This is a genomic window from Candidatus Thiosymbion oneisti, from assembly GCF_900092655.1.
In the GTDB taxonomy this organism is placed as follows: Bacteria; Pseudomonadota; Gammaproteobacteria; order Chromatiales; family Chromatiaceae; genus Thiosymbion; species Thiosymbion oneisti.
The window spans coordinates 1-2157 of the sequence record NZ_FLUY01001687.1 but is presented as its reverse complement, the minus strand read 5'-3'; the positions used below and the strand labels follow the sequence as shown (position 1 = coordinate 2157).

Sequence of the window (2157 nt, the reverse complement as noted above, 5' to 3'; positions counted from 1 at the left end):
ATGGAAAAATTCATTCATTTTTGGACTCACCCAGCAGGTGAAATGGCCAATCTTTTAAAATCCAAGTAAAATCATAGAGTTAACCGAAATCCTGGATTTTATCTCACGGATTCACGTTAATCTTTTTTCCCTTTGGGACAGACCACGTTTTCTGGGATTTTCGAATCGGATGTGGGGGATTTTATCTCGACCGCCAGCAGCAGCATTTTTCAAGGCACCCGCTTTAGGATTGCTTTCAGTGAAGCCCCATCAATTATCATGCGGCTGACTGTCAAGCCAGCCATCTCAAAAATTTGTTGATATTCTCGCCAACTAAAGACCTGTTCATTGATGCCATTCAGCAAATCCCTAACTGTGTCAGGAGAATTTAAGTTATCATTAATCGGCTCACACATAACGGCGAGAAAACCATCTAACTTAATTAATTGTGATAATTTTTTTAATACCACCTCTGGTTCAGGAAAATGATGTAGCGTACTAAACATGACAACGGAATCAAAGGCCTGGGTTTTCAGTGGTGGCTCATAAGCATTCGCACATAAGAAAGCGACATTAAGAAAGGGGTGATGCTTCTGATGATATAGGCTTCCGAGCTCAAGTAGTGGAGAACTAATATCGAGCGCTAAAATTTGACAGTTTTTAGTCCAGACCGCATGGGGGCTGGTACCTGAGCCTACCTCGATAATTCGTGTTGGCGTGCGTTTGAGCTTTTTGATCTCATCATCAAATAAATCAACAGCTCGGGAGTGGTCTTTACCATAGTCGGGAATCGTATCAAAAAATTGTGGTTGGGATATTGTTTTTTCCAGACCCAAAACACGACGGTAGGTATTTTTAAACGCGCTATCGACCTGTATTTTGATTCCCGATCGGGCCTCTGCGACAATTCTGAGCTGCCAGTCGAGAAGACAAGCGTGAACCCGATAAACTCCCGGTTTTCGGGGCGCTTGAGTTGTAACGGGTATAGTAATGCTGCGACCGGAATCAATGTCTATAGGGAAGTTTATGGGCACCAACAAACCCGCCACCCTCTGATTTTCTCCATCAATCCAGCTGACTGAGAATTTCAATCCATGGTCAGTTCTAGACGACCAGACAAATTGCCCACAATTTTTTACCCGTACATTGGCGATAATGGTCTCACCACTCACAATCCGCCTTGGGAAATAGTGGCGCTCCATCTCCAGCTTAGGAGATTTATTAGCATCAGGGGGTATGTCGGGGAAAACGGGACGGCACTGGGGAATGAATCGAGACCTTAATTCATTAATTTCAGCGGTAATTTCCGCATCACTGCACGAGTAACGTGACGCCTTCTTATTAATTTCGAGTACTTTTTCTGAACAGCTCTTTTCTTCTAACATCAAAACCTGAGCGATGGCATCTGCTAGCTCATTGAGGTTCTCCCCCACTTCGGCACTGGATGATATGGTATATTGATTGAACATATCTGGAACATCGTTATGCACAGGCCACTGTTCCCCACACTGGCGGCAATTTAGTAATTGCTCTGATAGTGTTAGATGATTGTCCTGGCAGTTAGTACACAATATAACGCCATTCCGAAGTAGTTCAACAAATAAGGGATTCATAATGGGGAATGTCGAAAAATTCAGTTTTTCTGGGATCCTTATTAGGGTATGTTGACATTTAGAAGGTCCGTGTAGCGAACCCTACGCTAACCAGTTGATTGACTGGAGAGTCCGCTGTGCGAATCTATGGGGTGTTGTGTAGCCATTTAACATATGAAAACAGTCAGCCCGCGTAGGGCGGGTGAGAGGCACACTTCGTGGCCGAGTTGGTCACTGTGATTGGGTGCCTCATCACCCGCCGTCAGGTGGTGGTCCCCAGGTGGCGGGTGGTGGCCATCCCTGGCCTGACCCGCCCTACGCGGGCTCCGTGTTTTCTGTGTCTTAAGTGGTGAATAAAAAATTTTCTCTGTGTCCTCTGTGCCTCTGTGGTGAACAAAAGAAGGGGTTAGACAACTTTCGAATTGGTGTACTAGTACCTAGTTTCGACCGATGTTGCAAGTTCATAGTATCTACTGGATCACACACTTGGCTTACCCGCTCCAGTGTGTGGACTAGCAATATCGACCGAAACTAGTGTAGTGCGCCATTCTGTTTGGAACTTAAGCGGCGATTGCGCGCGTCGGGC

Annotated in this window: 1 protein-coding gene; it reads right to left on the bottom strand. The window is 45.6% G+C overall.

Annotated elements, in window-relative coordinates; translation table 11 throughout:
* Positions 1–209: 209 nt before the first annotated feature.
* Positions 210–1469 carry a class I SAM-dependent methyltransferase gene (locus BQ17_RS17740; protein WP_176722504.1) on the bottom strand — a complete coding sequence of 420 codons (1260 nt, stop codon included), beginning with the start codon at positions 1467–1469 and terminating at the stop codon, positions 210–212.
* Positions 1470–2157: the final 688 nt, after the last annotated feature.